The organism is Pseudomonas poae, from assembly GCA_028869255.1.
GTDB classification, from domain to species: domain Bacteria; phylum Pseudomonadota; class Gammaproteobacteria; order Pseudomonadales; family Pseudomonadaceae; genus Aquipseudomonas; species Aquipseudomonas poae_C.
Window position 1 is genome coordinate 4,371,542 of the sequence record CP110972.1, and the last position, 19,595, is coordinate 4,391,136.

Here is a 19,595-nt window from a genome sequence, read left to right on the forward strand (position 1 = left end):
CATCGCCATAGGTCCTGATTTATGTTCGAAGAATTGTTGCAAACCCTCGGGCTGAGCGCGCTCAGCTTGAAGGGTTTCGGCCCGTTGCTGCTGCAAGGCACCTGGATGACCATCAAGTTGTCGGTGCTGTCCCTGGCCGTCAGTGTGTTGCTGGGCCTGCTCGGTGCCAGTGCCAAACTCTCCAGCCTGCCCTTCCTGCGCATCCCCGCCCAGCTCTACACCACGCTGATTCGTGGGGTACCCGACCTGGTGCTGATGCTGCTGATTTTCTACAGCCTGCAAACCTGGCTCACCGGCCTTACCGACTTCATGGAATGGGAATACATCGAGATCGACCCATTCAGCGCCGGGGTGATCACCCTGGGCTTTATCTACGGTGCGTATTTCACCGAGACGTTTCGCGGCGCGATCCTCGCCGTGCCCCGTGGCCAGCTCGAAGCCGCCACGGCCTATGGGCTCAAGCGTGGCCAACGGTTTCGCTACGTGACCTTCCCGCAAATGATGCGCTTTGCCCTGCCGGGTATCGGCAACAACTGGATGGTGATGCTCAAGGCCACCGCGCTGGTGTCGATCATCGGCCTGGCGGACCTGGTCAAGGCCGCCCAGGATGCCGGCAAGAGCACCTACCAACTGTTCTATTTCCTGGTGCTCGCCGCGTTGATCTACCTGTTGATCACCAGCGCGTCCAACTTTGTCTTGCGCCGTCTTGAACGCCGCTACTCCGCAGGCTCCCGGGAGGCAGTGCGATGATCGAACTCTTGCAGGAATACTGGCGGCCCTTCCTTTATAGCGACGGCCAGCACATCACCGGCCTGGCCATGACCCTGTGGCTGCTCAGCGCCTCCCTGGTGATTGGTTTTCTGGTGTCGATCCCGCTGTCCATCGCCCGGGTGTCGCGCAACCGCCTGGTGCGTTGGCCGGTGCAGTTCTACACCTACCTGTTTCGTGGCACGCCGCTCTATATACAACTGCTGATCTGCTACACCGGCATCTACAGCATCGCCGCCGTACGCGAACAACCGCTGCTGGATGCGTTCTTTCGCGATGCGATGAACTGCACGATCCTGGCCTTCGCCCTCAACACCTGCGCCTACACCACGGAAATTTTCGCAGGCTCGATCCGTAGCATGGCCCATGGCGAAGTCGAAGCGGCCAAAGCTTACGGCCTCAGCGGCTGGAAGCTGTATGCCTATGTGATCATGCCGTCAGCGCTGCGCCGCTCGCTGCCCTACTACAGTAATGAAGTGATTTTGATGCTGCATTCGACCACGGTGGCGTTTACCGCGACGATTCCAGACATCCTCAAAGTCGCCCGGGACGCCAACTCGGCGACCTTTATGACCTTTCAATCATTCGGCATCGCTGCGCTGATCTACCTGACCGTGACCTTTGCCCTGGTCGGGCTGTTTCGTCTGGCGGAACGCCGCTGGCTGGCCTTCCTCGGCCCGAGCCATTAAGGAGCTTTCATGCGTCATCAGGTTCATCCACTGATCGCGCCTGTGCCAGGTACGGCGCGGCAGATTCACAGCTTTCACTTCGGCCCGCAGCAGGCCCAAGGCAAGATTTATATCCAGTCGTCGCTGCATGCCGATGAGCTGCCGGGCATGCTGGTGGCCTGGCACCTCAAGGTGCGCCTCGCCGAGCTGGCGGCGGCCGGGCGGTTGTTGAGCGAGATCGTGCTGGTGCCCATCGCTAACCCGGTGGGGCTGGAACAGGTGTTGATGGATATCCCGCTGGGCCGCTACGAACTGGAAAGCGGGCAGAACTTCAATCGCCTGTTTGTCGACCTCAGTGAAACCGTCGGCAACCGGGTCGAAGACCTGCTTGGCGATGACCCGCAGCACAACGTCGAACTGATCCGCGCCGCGCTGATCACCGCCCTGGCGCTACACACCGCCGACACCCAGTTGCAATCCCAGCGCCTGGTGCTGCAACGCCTGGCCTGCGATGCCGACATGGTGCTGGACCTGCATTGCGACTTTGAAGCCGTGGCGCACCTGTACACCACACCAGAAGCGTGGCCGCAGGTGGAGCCGCTGGCGCGCTATATCGGCTCGGAGGCCAACCTGCTGGCCACCGACTCCGGCGGGCAGTCGTTCGATGAGTGTTTCACGCTGGTGTGGTGGCAATTGCAGCAACGCTTCGGCGGGCGCTTTCCGATCCCCATGGGCAGCTTTTCGGTGACCGTCGAACTGCGTGGGCAGGGCGACGTCAACCACGGCCTGGCCAGCCTCGACTGCCAGGCGATTATCGATTACTTGATCCACTTCGGCGCAATAGCCGGCGAAGTAGCGCCGCTGCCCGACCTGCCCTACCCGGCCACCCCGCTGGCGGGCGTGGAACCGGTGGCCACGCCGGTCGGCGGCCTGCTGGTGTTCAGCGCCCTGCCGGGTGAATACCTGGAAGCCGGGCAACTGATCGCCGAAATCATCGACCCCATTACCGACCGCGTAACGCCCGTGCACTGCCGCCAGGCCGGCCTGCTTTACGCCCGTTCGCTGCGCCGCATGGCCACTGCGGGGATGGTCATCGGCCATGTCGCAGGCACCGAAGCCTACCGCAGCGGCTACCTACTTTCGCCTTGAGGATGCACGCCCCCATGTACAAATTGACCGTTGAAGGCCTGCATAAAAGCTATGGCGACAATGAGGTGCTCAAAGGTGTCTCGCTCAAAGCCAAGACCGGTGACGTGATCAGCCTGATCGGCGCCAGCGGCTCGGGCAAGAGCACCTTTTTGCGCTGCATCAACTTCCTGGAAACCCCCAACGACGGCGCCATGACCCTCGACGGCCAGCAGATCCGCATGGTCAGCGACCGCCACGGCATGCGCGTGGCCGACGACGCCGAGCTGCAGCGCCTGCGCACCCGGCTGGCGATGGTGTTCCAGCATTTCAACCTATGGAGCCACATGAGCGTGCTGGAAAACATCACCATGGCCCCGCGCCGGGTGCTGGGTTGCAGCAAGAAGGACGCCGAAGACCGCGCCCGTCGCTACCTGGACAAAGTCGGGCTGCCGGCGCGGGTGGCCGATCAATACCCGGCGTTCCTGTCCGGCGGCCAGCAGCAGCGGGTAGCCATCGCCCGCGCCCTGGCGATGGAGCCGGAGGTGATGCTGTTCGATGAGCCCACCTCGGCCCTCGACCCGGAACTGGTAGGCGAAGTGTTGAAAGTGATCCAGGGCCTGGCCGAGGAAGGCCGCACCATGATCATGGTGACCCACGAGATGAGCTTTGCGCGCAAAGTGTCGAGCCAGGTGCTGTTCCTGCACAAGGGCCTGGTGGAAGAGCAAGGCACGCCGGAAGATGTGCTGGGCAACCCGAAGAGCGAGCGACTGCAGCAGTTCTTGAGTGGCAATTTGAAGTAAACCTTTGCAGCACCTGGAGGGTCTGTGGAATAGGCCCTCCAGAGTGTTCCCAGCCGCATGGCAAAACCCCTCGATTTCGCCAAACAGTGGTTTGCCGCCAAGGGCTGGAAGCCGTTTGCCTTCCAGAAAGACGTGTGGGCCGCCGTGCGCAACGGCCAATCGGGCCTGCTGCATGCCAGCACCGGCGCGGGTAAAACCTATGCCCTGTGGTTTGCCGCGCTCAATCGCTTCGCCCTCACCCGACCGCCCGCCACCGGCAAACGCAAGGCCCCACCTGAGCCGCTGACGGTGCTGTGGATCACGCCCATGCGTGCCTTGGCCGCCGACACCGCACGCGCCCTTGAAGCGCCGCTTGAGGCGTTGCAGATTCCCTGGAATGTCGGTTTGCGAACTGGCGACACCAGCAGCAGCGAGCGCGCCCGCCAGACCCGCCGCCAGCCCACCGCACTGGTCACCACCCCCGAAAGCCTGACCCTGATGCTCGCACGCGCCGACAGCGAAGTGAGCCTGGCGCACCTGCGCATGGTGGTGGTAGATGAGTGGCATGAACTGATCGGCAATAAGCGCGGCGTGCAGTTGCAACTGGCGCTGGCGCGGCTGCGGCGTTGGCATCCCGAACTGATGGTGTGGGGGATTTCGGCAACCTTGGGCAATCAGTCTCACGCCTTGGAGGTCTTGGTCCCACAAGGTGGCGGGATCAATGTGCAGGGGCAAACCGCCAAACAGCTGAAGGTCGATACCTTGCTGCCGCCTGTCGCCGAGCGTTTTCCCTGGGCCGGGCATATCGGTTTGAAGATGCTGCCCCAAGTGGTGGCCGAGGTGGCAAGCAGCAGCAGTTGCCTGGTGTTCACCAATACGCGGGCACAATCGGAAATCTGGTACCAGGCGTTGCTCGAGGCGCGTCCGGACTGGGCCGGGCTGATTGCGCTGCACCACGGCTCACTGTCCCGGGAAACCCGCGATTGGGTGGAGCGGGCCTTGAAAGACGGCCAGCTCAAGGCGGTGGTATGCACCTCCAGCCTGGACCTGGGGGTGGATTTTTTGCCGGTGGAGCGGGTGTTGCAGATCGGCTCGGCCAAGGGCGTGGCGCGCCTGATGCAACGCGCCGGGCGTTCGGGGCATGCGCCGGGGCGGCCATCACGGGTGACGCTGGTGCCGACCCATAGCCTGGAACTGGTGGAGGCTGCCGCTGCACAGGATGCGATTGCCCAGCGGCGCATCGAAGCACGGGAATCGCCCCACAAGCCTTTGGATGTGCTCGTACAACACCTGGTGAGCATGGCCCTGGGCGGCGGCTTTACCCCGGATGCATTGCTGGCCGAAGTGCGCGGCGCCTGGGCCTATCGCGACCTCAGCGAGGCCGACTGGTCGTGGGTTCTGGGGTTTGTGCGGCATGGCGGCCTGTCGTTGACCGCCTACCCGGATTACCGCCGCGTGGAGCCGGACGAGCACGGCATCTGGCGCGTCCCCGATGCGCGCTTGGCGCGCCGCCACCGCATGAGCGTGGGCACCATCGTCAGTGACGCGAGTATCCAGCTCAAATTCTGGAGCAAGGGCGGTGGCGGCAAGAACCTCGGCAGTGTGGAGGAAGGCTTTATTGCGCGGCTCAAGCCCGGTGACGGCTTTTTGTTCGCCGGGCGGCTGCTGGAGTTGGTGCGGGTAGAAAACATGACCGCTTATGTACGCCGCAGCAGCGCCAAAAAAGCCGCCGTGCCGCGCTGGAATGGCGGGCGCATGCCGCTCTCCAATGAGCTGGCGCAAGCCGTGGTCGAGCGTTTTGATGCGGCGGCGCACGGCCATTACGACGGCCCGGAAATGCAGGCGGTGCAGCCCCTGCTGCACACGCAGTTGCGCTGGTCGGGGTTGCCGACACGCGGGAGCTTGTTGGCCGAAGTCCTGAAGTCGCAGGAGGGGTGGCACCTGTTCCTCTACCCGTTTGCCGGGCGCCAGGTGCACCTGGGGCTCGCGAGCCTGCTGGCGTGGCGGGTCAGCCAGCGTCAGCCGGTAACCTTCTCGATTGCCGTCAACGACTACGGGTTGGAATTGCTCAGCGCCACCGAGGTGGATTGGCCCTTGTTGCTGAATGAGGCGCTGCTGAGCCCGGAGAACCTGTTGCCGGACGTGATAGCCAGCCTGAATGCCGGGGAACTGGCCCTGCGGCGCTTTCGCGAGATTGCACGGATCGCCGGGCTGGTATTTGCCGGTTACCCCGGCGCGCCGAAAAGTACGCGCCAGGTGCAGGCATCCAGCGGGTTGTTCTTCGAAGTGTTCAAGCAATATGACCCGCAGAACCTATTGCTGACCCAGGCCGGGGAAGAAGTCCTGCGCGATGAGTTGGATATTCGCCGGCTGGAGGAGACATTGCGCCATCTGTCGGCGCTGAAACTCGACTTGCACAGGATTGAACGGCCGACACCCTTGGCGTTCCCCTTGCTGGTGGAACGCATGCGCGAAAGCATGAGTTCGGAAAAACTCTCGGAGCGCATTGCGCGGATGGTCAAGGATCTGGAAAAAGTCGCGGATAACGGGAAGCGCTGATGCATTGCACACTGACGCTTGAGGGCGAAGAGCTATTGTTGCTGGCGGACAAGGCCGTTTACTGGCCAGCACGCCAGTGTTTGCTGATCGCCGATGCGCATTTCGGCAAGGCTTCGGCGTATCGCAGTCTGGGGCAGCCGGTGCCGCAGGGCACCACCACCGAGAACCTTGCGCGGCTGGAGCGATTGCTAACGGCGCTGCCGTGCGAGCGCGTGATCTTTTTGGGCGACTTCCTGCACGGCCCCGGCTCACACGCCAGTGGCACGCTGAGCGCGTTGCGGGGCTGGCGTGAGCGGTATTCGAATATTGGCATGACCTTGATTCGTGGCAATCACGACAAGCGCGCCGGCGACCCACCTGAGGACTTGAACATTGAGGTGGTGCCGGAGCCTCTGCTGCTGGGCCCGTTTGCGCTGCAACACGAACCGCACGCCCATCCCAGCCACCATGTGCTGGCAGGGCATGTGCACCCGGTGTATCACTTGCGCGGCAAAGGCCGGCAGCGTTTGCGCCTGCCGTGCTTCCAGATCGGTACGCGGGTCAGCCTGCTACCGGCGTTCGGGGCGTTCACGGGAGGTTATGCGGTGGAACAGGACAATGACCGCCGACTCTTTGTGATCGGCGATCACACGGTGTGGCCAGTGGGTTGACCGGCCTGCCAGGTATCAGGCGACAGGCGCCGGTGGCGGCTCGTCCGGAAGGGTCGGCTCACCGGGTTCGGTAGGCTGGGGGTAATCCGGCTCGGGTTGGCCGGGGATGCCGCCCGCATAGGCGGGGTCGGCCATCAGGGACCAGGCCAGAACGCCAATCTGGTTGGGTTCAAGCCGGGCAAGTTCGGCGCTGATTCGGGGGTCGATCTTCATAAGGTACTCCTCAAGCGTGGCCCGGCGCGTTTTGCACGCGCCGAGGCAGTACACCCAATAGAGTCACTTTCCGCAGACTAATTCCCTTGGCATGTAGGAGCTTTCGATCAAGCGCGTGGGAGGGTGACACCGCGCTGGCCCTGATACTTGCCTGCGCGGTCTTTGTACGACACTTCACACGCCTCGTCAGACTGCAGGAACAGCATCTGCGCCACGCCTTCGTTGGCGTAGATTTTCGCCGGCAATGTGGTGGTGTTGGAGAACTCCAGGGTCACGTGGCCTTCCCACTCCGGCTCAAGCGGCGTCACGTTGACGATAATGCCGCAGCGAGCGTAGGTGCTTTTACCGAGGCAGATGGTCAGCACGTCACGGGGGATACGGAAGAACTCCACGGTGCGCGCCAGGGCGAAGGAGTTCGGCGGGATGATGCACACGTCGCTTTTAACGTCGACGAAGCTTTTTTCGTCGAAGTTCTTCGGATCGACGATGGCCGAATTGATATTGGTGAACACCTTGAACTCATCGGCGCAGCGCACGTCGTAGCCGTAGCTGGAAACCCCGTAGGAGATCACACGCTCGTCGCCTTCACCCCGAATCTGGCGCTCAACGAATGGTTCGATCATGCCGTGCTCTTGCGCCATGCGGCGAATCCACTTGTCCGATTTGATGCTCATGGCGGGTGTCCTGAATAGCGAGGTGGAAAAATTCTGTGGAGCATCTTACCGGGGCCGGCGTTGGGGTTCAAAGGGCGTAGGGCTTTTGTTGATGAATGCCCTGGCGAATGCACCTGCCGCTATAAGCCACAGCCAGCGTGGCCGGGACCCGCGTCGCTGCCGCCAGTGACTGTAAATACCACCGCCAGTCACGAAAATAGAGAAACCTTCGGAAATACCATTGGCACGTTCCGGAAAAAGGGTTAAGGTGGCGCCACTGTGCTGCTTGTGTCACTGAGAATCTCTACACGATATGTTGAATTTCGATCCAACCATCTCCAAGAATTTTTCCTGCTCTTTGCACTCAGTCTCGGCCAGGGCTTTTCCTGAGTCGCAGTTAACTTTGTCCAAGGAGATACACCATGTCTAATCGCCAAACTGGTACCGTTAAGTGGTTCAACGATGAAAAAGGCTTCGGCTTCATCACTCCACAATCCGGTGACGACCTGTTCGTTCACTTCAAAGCTATCCAATCCGACGGCTTCAAAAGCCTGAAAGAAGGCCAACAGGTTTCTTTCATCGCTACCCGCGGTCAGAAAGGCATGCAAGCTGAAGAAGTTCAAGTTATCTAACTTGTACTGACTTAGTCGAAAAAACCCCGCCCTTAAAAGCGGGGTTTTTTTATGCCTGTGGTTTGGGGATACCTGGATAAAAAGCCGGGTGCAAAAAAAATGTGGGAGCGGGCTTGCTCGCGAATGCAGTGGATCAGTCACCCTACATACCGACTGAAATACCGTATTCGCGAGCAAGCCCGCTCCCACATGCCAGCGACTACATTTCGTGAGCCGCTGTTACTGAAACAACGACTCACTCGACAAGCCGTTCTTCTCCAGGATCTCACGCAAGCGTTTGAGGCCCTCCACCTGAATCTGCCGCACCCGTTCGCGGGTCAGGCCGATCTCCAGGCCTACGTCCTCCAGGGTACTGCTCTCATGGCCGCGCAGACCAAAGCGGCGAATCACCACCTCACGCTGCTTGTCCGTGAGCTCAGACAGCCACTGGTCAATACTTTGGGAAAGATCATCGTCCTGCAACAGCTCGCAAGGATCTGTCGGGCGATCATCCGTCAGGGTGTCCAGCAGGGTTTTATCCGAATCCGGACCCAGCGAGACGTCAACCGAAGACACCCGCTCGTTCAGGCCAAGCATGCGCTTGACCTCCCCTACCGGTTTTTCCAGCAGGTTGGCGATTTCTTCGGGCGAAGGTTCATGATCGAGTTTTTGTGTCAGCTCACGCGCTGCCCGCAGGTAGACGTTGAGCTCCTTGACCACATGGATCGGCAACCGGATCGTGCGGGTCTGATTCATGATCGCCCGTTCGATGGTCTGGCGGATCCACCAGGTGGCATAGGTTGAAAAGCGGAAGCCCCGCTCAGGGTCGAACTTCTCCACCGCCCGGATCAAGCCCAGGTTGCCCTCCTCGATCAGGTCCAGCAGCGATAGCCCACGATTGACGTAGCGTCGGGCGATTTTCACCACCAGGCGCAGGTTACTTTCAATCATGCGCTTGCGCCCAGCCGGATCACCCTTTTGCGACAAGCGCGCAAAATGGACTTCTTCTTCGGGGGTAAGCAGAGGGGAAAAGCCGATTTCATTGAGGTACAGCTGGGTCGCATCGAGCGCCCGTGTGTAATCAATGTATTTGTGTTGCTTTAACGCGGTGGAGTTCTTGGATTTGGTGCGAACTGAAGGTACAGCAGGTCCCTCATTCGACATCGATTCCGTAGCGATACCGGTCTCCATAAGGAGAACCTCATCGTCGATGTCAAACTCCGGCGCTTCTTTACTGAGAGCCATTGTTATAGTCCTTTGGTGAGTTCGACCTCAAGCTCAAGCGACGCCTTTATCCTTGGCAACGCTGGAGCCTGTTCCTTCTACGTGAGGGAACAGGCTGTGCAACACATCAACGACGGGGTAGGAATTGCAGCGGATCTACAGGCTTCCCTTGGCGGCGAATCTCAAAGTGCAGTTTCACCCGGTCTGTGCCAGTTGATCCCATTTCGGCAATTGTCTGTCCGACCTTGACTTGCTGCCCCTCCCGAACCAACAGCCTGCGGTTGTGACCGTAAGCACTGACGTAGGTATCGCTGTGTTTGATGATGACCAGCTCGCCGTAGCCCCGTAAACCACTCCCGGCGTACACCACTGTCCCATCAGACGCAGCTAAAACAGGCTGTCCCAAATCCCCGGCGATATCAATGCCTTTATTCAAACTACCGTTTGAAGAGAATTTTCCAATTAATACGCCGTTTGAAGGCCACCCCCAACCGGTCGGCGCAGGCCCTGCAGGCGGCAACGGCGCGGCTGCCGGCTTGCTGGCAACAGTAGGCGCAGCGGTGCCTGCAGGCCGGGTGATGAGGGTGGTTTTGCTCGAAGACGACGGCGAAGATCCGGTGTTTGTCACAACTGTCGTAGGTGTTGAACCGGTGCGCCCGTCGAAGCGAATGGTCTGACCCGGATGGATCGTGTAGGGCACAGGAATATTGTTACGAGCTGCGAGCGCCTTGTAGTCCCAACCATAACGGAAGGCGATCGAGAACATCGTGTCGCCCTTGCGCACCACATATTGCCCGGTGGTGACCGTCGGCTTTTGCGGCGCCGCATTATTGCGATCAACCACCCGCGCGCCACTGCTTGGCGAACTGGAGCACGCCGCCAGCAGGGAACTCAAGACAAGGCCAAGCACCAGTCGCTGAAAGCTTGTTTTACTCATACGCTGCGCAAGACCTGTGAGACTCACCCGCCGCTCCCTTTGTGGTGGCTGAACATGAACGCCTGTATCAGGCTTGAAATATGACGCAAGTATAACTGGGCATTGAATTTTTACCGGCACACGACTGAAACGAAATATTCATCGTGTTGAATGCTGGCGCCAACTCTGTTGACTCGATAGACCCCGCCGTAAGACACATCCCCACCAGCAGAATTCAGTGCCCGTGAACAAATGATCAGGCCAGCGGGCCGTTCAGCAACGGCACAAAGCGGACAGCCCCCAGCACATGCCGGGAAAAGCCTTCGTCCTCGCGGATAATGAGCATCAATTGTTGCACTTCGCCGGAACCCACCGGGATCACCAGACGGCCACCGGGCGCCAGTTGGTCGAGCAACGCTTGCGGGACATCGGTGGCCACGGCGGTAACGATGATGCCGTTGTAGGGCGCCAGCGCCGGCCAGCCTTCCCAGCCATCACCCCAGCGGAACACCACGTTGCGCAGGTTCAACTCCACCAGGCGTTCCTTGGCGCGGTCTTGCAGCACCTTGATGCGCTCCACCGAAAACACCCGCTCCACCAGTTGCGCCAGCACGGCGGTCTGGTAGCCCGAGCCGGTGCCGATCTCCAGTACCTTGTCCAACGGCCCCGCCGCCAGCAGCAGCTCGCTCATGCGCGCCACCATGTAGGGCTGGGAGATGGTCTGGTTATGGCCGATGGGCAGCGCCGTGTCTTCATAGGCACGGTGGGCCAGGGCTTCATCGACAAACAGATGCCGAGGCGTGCGCCGGATCACTTCCAGCACCTGGGCGTTGGACAAGCCCTCTTCGTACAGGCGCTGAATCAAACGCTCGCGAGTACGCTGGGAGGTCATCCCGATACCGCGGCGCAGCAGGTCGTCTTGTTCACGAGCCATCAGCGCAGGCCCTCCAGCCATCCATCAAGACTACTGAAGGCATCACTGAAGGTGCGATCAAGTTGCAACGGGGTAATCGAAACATAACCTTGCATCACCGCGTGAAAGTCCGTCCCCGGGCCGCCGTCTTCCGCGTCGCCCGCTGCAGCAATCCAATAACCTTCCTTGCCACGCGGGTCGACGATCTTCAACGGCGCCGCAGCACGAGCGCGATGGCCCAGGCGCGTGAGCTGAATGCCGCGAATATGGTCGAGGGGCAAATTGGGAATATTGACGTTGAGCACCGTGCGCGGTGGCAGGTCCAGATCACCATGGGCCTCCACCAGTTTGCGTGCGAAATAAGCGGCAGTGGCCAGGTTATCCAACTGGCGTGAAGCAAAGGAGAAAGCGAATGAGGTACGCCCCAGGAAGCGCCCTTCAAGGGCCGCCGCCACGGTGCCGGAATACAACACGTCATCCCCCAGGTTTGCGCCGAGGTTGATGCCGGACACCACCAGGTCCGGCTCCTGCTCCAACAAGCTGTTGATAGCCAGGTGCACGCAGTCGGTGGGGGTGCCGTTCACGCTGATAAAGCCATTGGCCAGGACCTGCGGGTGCAGGGGACGGTCGAGCGTCAGCGAACTGCTGGCGCCGCTCTTGTCCTGGTCGGGGGCAACCACCACGCACTCGGCGTAATCTTCCAGCGCAGCATAGAGCGCGGCAAGACCGGGTGCGGTGGCACCGTCATCGTTTGATATCAGAATACGCATGGGTTGTCCGTCTGCCCCACCGGCACCAGATAAACAAGCTCGCGCACCAAGACAGTGGCGAAGCATCCGGCCGGCAGGACGAATTCCAATTGCAGAATGTCCAGCGAAGGATAATGCCACGTCAACCCGCCAATGGGCAGTCGCAGAATGCGACGTTCCTGGCTCATTCCGGCATTCACCAGCCAATCGCGCAGCTCGGCTTCACCGGCGGCAATCGTTTGCTCAAGCGCGTGGGTTGCACCTGCGGCGGGTGAGTCGCCCTCGCCCCACTGCGGCCCGGTGGGGTGCAGGTCCAGAATCGCCAGGCGCGGGTCGCTGCACTCCGCCTCCCCGGCGGGGAAAAAACTGCGGCTGTCGGTAAAGGCCAGCAGGTCGCCGACCTGGGCGCGCTGCCAGGAACCATCAGCCACACGCGCCGCCAACACTTTGTTGAACAGGTAGCTGCGCGCAGTGGACAGCAGCCGCGAACGCACATTGCGCTGTTCCGGCAAAGCCTTGCGTGCAGCCCATTCGCGGGCATCGGTGAGGTTGCCACCGTTGTGGCCGAAACGCTGGGCGCCGAAGTAATTCGGAATGCCGTGTTGTGCAATCAGTTGCAACCGCGCGTCGATAGCGGCGGTATCACCTGCCAGCTGGGTCAGGCGCAAGGTGAAGCCATTCGCCGAGTGTGCACCCCGTTGCAACTTGCGTTTGTGACGGCCGGTCTTGAGGATCTTGAGCGTGTCGTTTTCCGCGCCACTCAGGTCCGGGTCGGCCTTGCCCGGCAGCTGCACGCTGAACCATTGGCGGGTCAACGCCTGGCGGTCCTTGAGCCCGGCATAGCTGACGGTGCGCAAAGGCACGCCAGCCGCCTTGGCGATGCGGCGGGCCGCTTCTTCGGTATTCAGGCCGCGCTTCTCCACCCACAACCACAGGTGCTCACCCTCGCCGCTCAGCGGGATGTCCAGCACTTCATCAACCTGGAAGTCTTCAGCGGTGGCCTTCAGGACTGCGCTGCCCAACGCCTCGCCATAGGCCCGCGGGCCCAGTAGTTGCAGGTCATTCATGCGCGCAGCAACAAGGCGACGGAGTGCACCGCAATGCCCTCTTCACGACCGGTAAACCCGAGCTTTTCGGTGGTAGTGGCTTTCACGTTCACTTGATCCAATTCAATTTGCAGGTCTGCGGCAATCAGCGCACGCATTGATTCGATATGCGGTGCCATTTTCGGCGCCTGGGCCACGATGGTGTTGTCGACGTTACCGACCTTCCAGCCCTTGGCGTGGATCAGGCCGACCACGTGGCGCAGCAATACACGACTGTCCGCGCCCTTGAAGGTGGGATCGGTGTCCGGAAAGTGCTTGCCGATGTCCCCCAATGCCGCCGCACCGAGCAAGGCATCGCTCAAGGCGTGCAGCACAACGTCGCCGTCAGAATGAGCCAGCAACCCATGGTGGTGCGCAATGCGCACGCCGCCCAGGGTGATGAAATCGCCTTCAGCGAAACGGTGCACATCGTAGCCGTGGCCAATACGCATAAAAAAAACGCCCCGATTTAATTCAGGGCGTGATTCTACCTACTTTTGCCTCACATTAACCGAGCAAAGCACGACCATGGTGTCGCAAATGGTCTTCGATGAAGCTGGCGATAAAGAAGTAGCTGTGGTCGTAGCCCGGCTGCAGGCGCAGTTCCAGCGGGTGGTTAGCCGCCTTGGCCGCTTGCATCAGGGCTTCGGGCTTGAGTTGAACGGCCAGGAAGTCGTCGCGGTCGCCCTGGTCCACCAGCAACGGCAGCTTTTGCGAGGCTTCGCTGATCAGCACGCAGGCGTCCCACTCGCGCCATTTCGAACGTTCTTCACCCAGGTAACGGGAGAAGGCTTTCTGACCCCACGGGCAATCCATCGGGTTGTTGATCGGCGAAAACGCCGACACCGACAGGTAACGCCCGGGGTTGCGCAAGGCACACACCAGCGCACCGTGGCCGCCCATGGAGTGGCCACTGATGCCGCGTTTATCCGAAGCCGGGAAATGCGCTTCAACCAAAGCCGGCAATTCCTGCACCACGTAGTCGTGCATCCGATAGTGCTTGGCCCACGGTTCCTGAATGGCATTCAGGTAGAAGCCGGCGCCCAGGCCAAAATCCCAGGCGTTGTCCGGGTCGCCCGGCACGCCGGGGCCACGCGGGCTGGTGTCCGGCGCGACGATGATCAACCCCAGCTCGGCGGCCATGCGCTGGGCGCCGGCTTTCTGCATGAAATTCTCATCGGTGCAGGTCAGCCCGGACAGCCAGTACAGTACCGGCAACTTGCCGCCCTGCTCCGCTTGCGGCGGCAAGTAGACGGCGAAAGTCATGTCGCAACCGAGCACGTGGGAGCTGTGTTTATAGCGTTTGTGCCAGCCGCCAAAACTCTTTTGGCACGAGATATTTTCCAGGGTCATGGGAATGCTCCCAGCTACAAGTTGCAAGCCTCAAGCAACAAGTCAGGCGTACGCCCACTTGCAGCTTGCAGCTCGTAACTCGCCGCTGCTTCAAAAATGAATGACGGTACGAATGCTCTTGCCTTCATGCATCAGGTCAAACGCTTTGTTGATGTCTTCCAGGCCCATGGTATGGGTGATGAAGGTGTCCAGCGGGATTTCGCCGGTCTGGGCCATTTCCACGTAGCTTGGCAGTTCGCTGCGGCCGCGCACGCCACCGAATGCCGAACCGCGCCAGACGCGACCGGTCACCAGCTGGAATGGACGGGTGGCGATTTCCTGGCCGGCACCGGCCACGCCGATGATCACCGACTCGCCCCAGCCTTTGTGGCAGCACTCAAGGGCGGCGCGCATCAGCTGCACATTGCCGATGCACTCGAAGGAAAAGTCCACGCCGCCGTCGGTCAAGTCGACGATCACGTCCTGGATCGGGCGATCGTAGTCTTTCGGGTTGATGCAGTCGGTGGCGCCGAGTTGCTTGGCGATTTCGAACTTGGCCGGGTTGATGTCGATGGCGATGATGCGGCCGGCCTTGGCCTTGACCGCACCGATGATGGCCGACAGGCCGATACCGCCGAGGCCGAAGATGGCCACGGTGTCGCCCGGCTTGACCTTGGCGGTATTGATCACCGCACCGATGCCAGTGGTGACGCCACAACCGAGCAGGCAGACTTTTTCCAGCGGTGCTTCCTTAGGAATCTTGGCGACCGAGATTTCCGGCAGTACGGTGTACTCGGAGAAGGTCGAAGTACCCATGTAGTGGAAAATCGGCTGGCCCTTGTAGGAAAAACGCGTGGTGCCGTCGGGCATCAGGCCTTTGCCCTGGGTGGAGCGGATGGCCTGGCACAGGTTGGTCTTGCCCGACAGGCAGAACTTGCACTTGCCGCATTCCGGGGTGTACAGCGGGATCACATGATCGCCGACCGCTACCGACGTTACGCCTTCGCCGATGGCTTCAACCACCGCACCGCCTTCATGGCCGAGGATCGACGGGAAGATCCCTTCCGGGTCGGCGCCCGACAGGGTGTAGGCATCGGTATGGCATACGCCGGACGCGACCACGCGCAGCAGCACCTCGCCAGCCTTGGGCATGGCCACATCCACTTCGACGATTTCAAGGGGCTTCTTGGCTTCGAAGGCTACGGCAGCGCGAGACTTGATCATCCGGGTTTCTCCATGGAGTAAAAAACTGAGACTGGCAGTGTAAAACAACGCCAACTGATTAATAATCCAACCAAAAGCAAAACATTATTGCTGTACAGGGATAATTATCATGCAGGAGAACCGCTGGGAAGGCATCGACGAGTTTGTCGCCGTGGCCGAATGCTGCCAATTCACCGCAGCGGCGGAGCGTTTAGGCGTTTCCTCGTCGCATATCAGCCGCCAGGTGGCGCGGCTCGAAGAGCGTTTGCAGACGCGGTTGCTGTATCGCAGCACCCGGCGCGTCACGCTGACCGAGGCCGGGCAGACCTTTTTACAACACTGCCAGCGCCTGCAGGACGGCCGCGAAGAAGCCCTGCGCGCCGTGGGCGACCTGGCCAGCGAGCCCAAGGGCATGTTGCGCATGACCTGCGCGGTGGCGTATGGCGAACGATTTATCGTGCCGCTGGTGACCCGCTTCATGGGGTTGTACCCACAATTGCGGGTGGATGTGGAACTGAGCAACCGCCAGCTGGACCTGGTGCATGAGGGCCTGGACCTGGCCATTCGTCTGGGGCGCCTCTCGGACTCGCGCATGGTTGCTACTCGCCTGGCGCCACGGCGCATGTACCTGTGCGCGTCGCCCTCCTACCTTGCACGGTATGGCCGCCCACACAGCTTGTCGGAGCTGAGCCGGCACAACTGCCTGATTGGCAGCTCGGATATCTGGCAACTGGAACAGGACGGGCGGGAATTTTCCCAGCGAGTACAGGGAAACTGGCGCTGCAACAGTGGGCAGGCCGTGCTGGATGCGGCACTTCAGGGCGTCGGCCTGTGCCAGCTACCCGACTACTACGTGCTGGAGCACTTGAAAAGCGGCACCCTGGTGTCGTTGCTGGAAGGTCACCAGCCGCCGAACACCGCCGTGTGGGCGCTCTACCCGCAACAGCGCCATCTCTCGCCAAAAGTGCGCAAGCTGGTGGAGTTCCTCAAAGAGGGGCTGGCGCAGCACGTCGTCTACACCACCATATAGATAACGCCCGGCCCTTGGCCGTTTGCCTGCAAATACACGCAGTTTCCACTGCCCCAAGGCAAGCAGATGAGCCCACATACCCCACAGATTCAACGCACCAACCACTTTATCCGCAAGGTACTGGCCGACTTCCCGGTGCCGGGCGAAATTGCTTCCCGGTTGATTCGCAAGCACGCCCAACCGTTCAGCAACGAAGAGCTGGACCCCGACAACACCCTGCTGACCACTATCGAATACAACACTGACAATCCCGATGCGCCTTTTACCGGCGCCATCATCCAGACGATGACGTTGACCGAAGCGATGATCGCCAACGCCCCAGAGGCCCCAGGCGGCCTGGTCAACATCACGGGGTTCTCGATGACCGCGCCGTATTTCAATATTGTCCCCGAGCTGCCACGCCTGATGGATAACCGGATTCCGGCAATGTTCAACGAAGAGTTCATCGCCGCCGGCTGGATTGCGCCCCGTCGCTATGAAGCGATTTACCTGCGCAGCGAGCCGCAGGCTTACGGGCCGAGCACCCAACTGGGCATCTCCCCGCAAAACTTTCGCAATGTCGTGCAATCGAGCAACTTCGACCAGGTTTACAACGAGGCAATCACGGCGTTCTGGGACAAGCACCAGGAGAACTACAAAACCCTGATGCGTATGTCCTTTATCGAAGGCTATCTGAATCAATTCGACGAATTCACCCTGACCGATGAGGAGCGCAGCCTGGCAGCGCGGGCGGCAGGTGTCGCCAACACCAAGGACTTCAGCAACTTGTCCCTTCAAGACCTGCAGGCCCCGTATGTTCCGGATACAAACCTTTCTATGCGTCTGCTGCGCATCCATACCAACGAAGCCACCGACATTCTCACCATCACCGACAACCAGAGCCAGATCACCCTGCTTTACATTCCAGGCAACTCTTCCCCCTTCCACGGCTTTGTTGACCCGGCAGCCATGCGTACGTGGCTGGTGAGCCTGGCCAAAACGGCAAACCAACGTAAAGCGCTGACCAACCACTTCGAAGCTGAAACCGTCGACTCCGGCTTGATATACAGCGGCGTCGAGGAGGCCCTGGTCGGTATGACGGCCTTTCCTGGCCCAGCCCCGAAGTCAGGCTTTTTCAATAGCTTGCTGCCAGCCACCTACTGGGACCCGGAGCAATACATCAACAACGCCATGTACCCGGCGCTGAACGGCAATCCTTTCGACTATATAACCCGACAGGTCAAGGCCCGTATCAGCAAGCTGATGGCGCGCACCCTTGTTTCACCACTGGATACCTACAAGGCCAACACCCTCGACGCCTTGGAAAAAGGCTGCCTGCTGGCAATTCCCCTCGCCCTTGCCATGCGATCAGCCCTGCTCGCCGAGTTTTGTTTCCTGACTCAGGGCATCACCGAGATGGCGATTGGTACCGACGACATACTGAAAGACAAGCCCATGGGCACTGAACGGATCATCTTCGGTGCCCTGAATGCAATGCCCGTGGTCGTCCACGGTATCGGTACCCAGGCCGCCGCCACCCTCAACAGCTTGCGCAGCCAACTGGGCAAGGCTGTCCGCCAAGTGAGCGGCAACATCAAGGTCAGTCTGCTCGCCAGCAGTTCGACGCCAGCGCAGGAGCCGGGCCGGATACTGAATGCGAGGCCCAGACCCAGCGGCTTGCAAACGGTGAGGATCCTCGGCGAATCGTTTATTACCTACCTCACCCCCGACGAAAGCGGCTTTTTCGAACTGTTCATGAGCGACCCGGCAACCCCGTTGACAATCCACGCTACCGGACTCTTCGCCATACAGAGTTCTGACCTGAAATGGCGAATAGCGGGGCTGAACGGTGGTGGTGCGTTTCGCAACGGCTGGCAGCGTATTTACCGTTTTTTTGGCGGCCCGGCCCATTCAAGCTTATTCAACGCCTATGAAATGCCCACCCCGCTACGCGAAACTGTGGCAGGCATGATGAGTGACAGCAGTTCGTTTTCCGAAGACTTCGAACCGCTTGGAAGCGAGCAGCAGCCGCTCAGAAATGCTCGCAGCCTGTTCTTTGAGAAAAGAAACAAGTTGGCCCAAGACTCGACAACCTTTTTTAACAACCGCACGCTGCCCCCGGTACGACCGGTGTTGCCGACCTTCAGCCTCGACGATTCCCAAACCAGCATCATCCACAAACTGTTGAGTGCCAGCGATGGCCTGGTACTGGGCGAAAGCCATGAGGCGCTGTCGAGCAAGGCTTTTTTGATGGACAACATGCAGGCGCTGGCGCGCGAAGGGGTCAAGCGGATCTATTTCGAGCATCTGTTGACGGACGTTCACACGCCGCTGATCAAGCTGTTCTATCGCTCCAGGACAGCAGCCATGTCGAATGAATTGCGAAGCTACCTGAGGGGCATTTATCCGCCCCGCAGCGACAGCCATTACTCGTTTCTGAATATCCTGATCAAAGCCAGGGAGGCCGGGATCAAGATCCAACCCATCGACTGCACCGCCAGCTACATGATCAGGGACATGACCGACGCCAATGGCACGCTGCGTCAGCGAATGATGAATTTCTACGCGACCGAGGTGATCCAGTGGATCCAGACCACCAAGCGCCACCCGGGAAAATGGGTCGCGCTGGTGGGCGACAGCCACACCAACAATTACCGGGGCGTCCCCGGCCTGGCCGAGCTGACCGGCAGTATCGGCCTGCGAATAGAGGATGCACGCGCCGGGCAACGGCTGGGAATCGAGGCCGACCCAGGTCGAACCTCAAGCATGGGAATTGGCAAAGGTAACGCGACGGTCAAGGCCGACTTTGTATTACGGGTTGATACCACCTCACTGCAAAGGCCCGCGCAAGCAATACCTGGCCCGTCACATAGCCTGGTGTTGCAGAAAACGCCTGAGTCACAGCTGAGTAAACCCGGACAGTTTTTACTGTCGGCCGCCACGGCTACAACGCCGGCGAAAATTCTCTACCGATCGCGCCGGGGCAATATCCAAAGCATTACGGTCAATCAAGCCGACACACGGTTTTCCATCAACGCGCCCGGTTGGTCGATTGATCAGAAACCTTTCAATACCCTGCAAGCCCTGGTGGACACTTTGAAAACCCGGCCCGGGGTGGAGCAGGTAACCGACTGA

19 protein-coding genes are annotated in these 19,595 nt (G+C 60.4%); 9 read left to right on the top strand and 10 right to left on the bottom strand.

Annotation, left to right across the window (positions count from 1 at the left end):
- Positions 1–21 precede the first annotated feature (21 nt).
- From LRS56_19860 to pdeM, 6 genes are read left to right on the top strand one after another with little or no spacing between them, the layout of a single operon-like run.
- Positions 22–750 carry an ABC transporter permease gene (locus LRS56_19860; protein ID WDU61090.1) on the top strand — a complete coding sequence of 243 codons (729 nt, stop codon included), beginning with the start codon at positions 22–24 and terminating at the stop codon, positions 748–750.
- Positions 747–1,457 (top strand): ABC transporter permease, encoded by a 711-nt coding sequence (locus LRS56_19865; GenBank protein ID WDU61091.1) that lies wholly within the window; start codon positions 747–749, stop codon positions 1,455–1,457. Before LRS56_19860 ends, LRS56_19865 begins: the two co-directional genes overlap by 4 nt.
- A gap of 9 nt (positions 1,458–1,466) precedes the next feature.
- Positions 1,467–2,585: a M14 family metallopeptidase gene (locus LRS56_19870; protein WDU61092.1), complete on the top strand. Its 1,119-nt coding sequence runs from the start codon at positions 1,467–1,469 to the stop codon at positions 2,583–2,585.
- A gap of 14 nt (positions 2,586–2,599) precedes the next feature.
- A complete protein-coding gene (locus LRS56_19875; GenBank protein WDU61093.1) occupies positions 2,600–3,364 on the top strand; it encodes an ATP-binding cassette domain-containing protein in 765 nt (254 codons plus the stop codon).
- A 57-nt stretch (positions 3,365–3,421) separates the two neighbouring features.
- Entirely contained in the window at positions 3,422–5,902 is a 2,481-nt protein-coding gene (locus LRS56_19880; protein WDU61094.1) for a ligase-associated DNA damage response DEXH box helicase, read from the top strand.
- Positions 5,902–6,552 carry a ligase-associated DNA damage response endonuclease PdeM gene (pdeM, locus tag LRS56_19885; protein WDU61095.1) on the top strand — a complete coding sequence of 217 codons (651 nt, stop codon included), beginning with the start codon at positions 5,902–5,904 and terminating at the stop codon, positions 6,550–6,552. The genes LRS56_19880 and pdeM overlap by 1 nt, the downstream gene beginning before the upstream one ends.
- 15 nt (positions 6,553–6,567) lie before the next feature.
- Here the strand turns inward: pdeM and LRS56_19890 are convergent, their stop codons facing one another.
- Both LRS56_19890 and dcd read right to left on the bottom strand, forming a co-directional pair.
- On the bottom strand, positions 6,568–6,765 hold the full coding sequence (locus LRS56_19890; protein ID WDU61096.1) for a hypothetical protein: 198 nt from the start codon (positions 6,763–6,765) through the stop codon (positions 6,568–6,570).
- A gap of 107 nt (positions 6,766–6,872) precedes the next feature.
- The gene (gene dcd / locus LRS56_19895; GenBank protein ID WDU61097.1) at positions 6,873–7,439 is read right to left on the bottom strand and encodes a dCTP deaminase; all 567 of its coding nucleotides are present in this window, start codon (positions 7,437–7,439) and stop codon (positions 6,873–6,875) included.
- A 401-nt stretch (positions 7,440–7,840) separates the two neighbouring features.
- On the opposite strand from dcd, the gene LRS56_19900 reads away from it, so the two are divergent.
- Positions 7,841–8,050, top strand: a complete 210-nt coding sequence (locus LRS56_19900; protein WDU61098.1) for a cold-shock protein — start codon at positions 7,841–7,843, stop codon at positions 8,048–8,050.
- A 219-nt stretch (positions 8,051–8,269) separates the two neighbouring features.
- Here LRS56_19900 and rpoS read toward each other — a convergent pair whose 3' ends face one another.
- The 8 genes from rpoS to LRS56_19940 form a co-directional block, all read right to left on the bottom strand.
- The gene (gene rpoS, locus LRS56_19905) at positions 8,270–9,274 is read right to left on the bottom strand and encodes an RNA polymerase sigma factor RpoS (GenBank protein WDU61099.1); all 1,005 of its coding nucleotides are present in this window, start codon (positions 9,272–9,274) and stop codon (positions 8,270–8,272) included.
- A 106-nt stretch (positions 9,275–9,380) separates the two neighbouring features.
- Entirely contained in the window at positions 9,381–10,217 is an 837-nt protein-coding gene (locus LRS56_19910) for a peptidoglycan DD-metalloendopeptidase family protein (GenBank protein ID WDU61100.1), read from the bottom strand.
- A 208-nt stretch (positions 10,218–10,425) separates the two neighbouring features.
- Positions 10,426–11,061, bottom strand: a complete 636-nt coding sequence (locus LRS56_19915) for a protein-L-isoaspartate(D-aspartate) O-methyltransferase (GenBank protein WDU65782.1) — start codon at positions 11,059–11,061, stop codon at positions 10,426–10,428.
- A gap of 41 nt (positions 11,062–11,102) precedes the next feature.
- Positions 11,103–11,852, bottom strand: a complete 750-nt coding sequence (surE, locus tag LRS56_19920) for a 5'/3'-nucleotidase SurE (protein ID WDU61101.1) — start codon at positions 11,850–11,852, stop codon at positions 11,103–11,105.
- Positions 11,840–12,898, bottom strand: a complete 1,059-nt coding sequence (truD, locus tag LRS56_19925) for a tRNA pseudouridine(13) synthase TruD (GenBank protein ID WDU61102.1) — start codon at positions 12,896–12,898, stop codon at positions 11,840–11,842. The genes surE and truD overlap by 13 nt, the downstream gene beginning before the upstream one ends.
- Positions 12,895–13,368, bottom strand: coding sequence for a 2-C-methyl-D-erythritol 2,4-cyclodiphosphate synthase (gene ispF, locus LRS56_19930; GenBank protein WDU61103.1), 474 nt, complete (start codon positions 13,366–13,368; stop codon positions 12,895–12,897). The genes truD and ispF overlap by 4 nt, the downstream gene beginning before the upstream one ends.
- Positions 13,369–13,423: 55 nt before the next feature.
- On the bottom strand, positions 13,424–14,275 hold the full coding sequence (fghA, locus tag LRS56_19935; GenBank protein ID WDU65783.1) for an S-formylglutathione hydrolase: 852 nt from the start codon (positions 14,273–14,275) through the stop codon (positions 13,424–13,426).
- 84 nt (positions 14,276–14,359) lie between these two features.
- Positions 14,360–15,472 carry an S-(hydroxymethyl)glutathione dehydrogenase/class III alcohol dehydrogenase gene (locus LRS56_19940; protein ID WDU61104.1) on the bottom strand — a complete coding sequence of 371 codons (1,113 nt, stop codon included), beginning with the start codon at positions 15,470–15,472 and terminating at the stop codon, positions 14,360–14,362.
- A gap of 109 nt (positions 15,473–15,581) precedes the next feature.
- On the opposite strand from LRS56_19940, the gene LRS56_19945 reads away from it, so the two are divergent.
- Positions 15,582–16,481, top strand: coding sequence for a LysR substrate-binding domain-containing protein (locus LRS56_19945; GenBank protein WDU61105.1), 900 nt, complete (start codon positions 15,582–15,584; stop codon positions 16,479–16,481).
- A 135-nt stretch (positions 16,482–16,616) separates the two neighbouring features.
- On the top strand, positions 16,617–19,595 hold the full coding sequence (locus LRS56_19950) for a membrane-targeted effector domain-containing toxin (GenBank protein WDU61106.1): 2,979 nt from the start codon (positions 16,617–16,619) through the stop codon (positions 19,593–19,595).